We start from the raw sequence: 756 nt of genomic DNA on the forward strand, positions 1-756 counted from the left end.
GTGCTGACCACGCTGGAGCAGCGGGATGCGGTGCCGTCGGCGGGGTTGCCGGTGGTGTTGCTGGAGCAGGCCCGGCAATATTCGGAGGCACCGGTTTCGGATGCGGATCGGGTGGCGCGGTTGCGGCCGGACAATCTGGCGTATGTCATCTACACCTCCGGGTCCACCGGGGTGCCCAAGGGTGTGGGGGTCGCGCACCGCAACGTGATCGAGTTGCTGGCCAACACCCAGCCGTTGTTCGGGTTCGACGAGACCGATGTGTGGACGTTGTTCCATTCCTACGCGTTCGATTTCTCGGTGTGGGAGCTGTGGTGCGCGCTGGCGCACGGCGGCAGCGTGGTGGTGGTCGACTACCTGACTTCCCGTTCACCCGAGCAGTTCCGGCGGTTGCTGATCGATGAGCGGGTGACGGTGCTCAACCAGACGCCGTCGGCGTTCTATCAGTTGGTGGAGGCCGACCGCGCCGCGGCGGGTGGGGGTGAGCTGGGGTTGCGGTATGTGATCTTCGGTGGGGAGGCGCTGGATCTGCGGAAGCTGGGTCGCTGGTATGCGCGGCATGGTGAGCGCACCCGGTTGGTGAACATGTACGGCATCACCGAGACCACGGTGCATGTGTCGTTCTTGTCGGTGGACGAGCAGATGGTCGACAACCCGGCGAGTGTGATCGGGCGGGCCCTGCCGGGTTTGGGTGTGTATGTGCTCGATGACCGGTTGCATCCGGCGCCGGTGGGGGTGGCCGGGGAGATCCATGTGGTG

At 65.6% G+C, this 756-nt stretch carries 1 protein-coding gene; it reads left to right on the top strand.

Going from position 1 to position 756, the window contains the following annotated elements:
• Nucleotides 1–756 (top strand): AMP-binding protein (locus ACT89H_RS29420; RefSeq protein WP_445111927.1); only part of this gene is annotated, 756 nt, incomplete at both ends.

The sequence above is a fragment of the Nocardia aegles genome, from assembly GCF_052545135.1.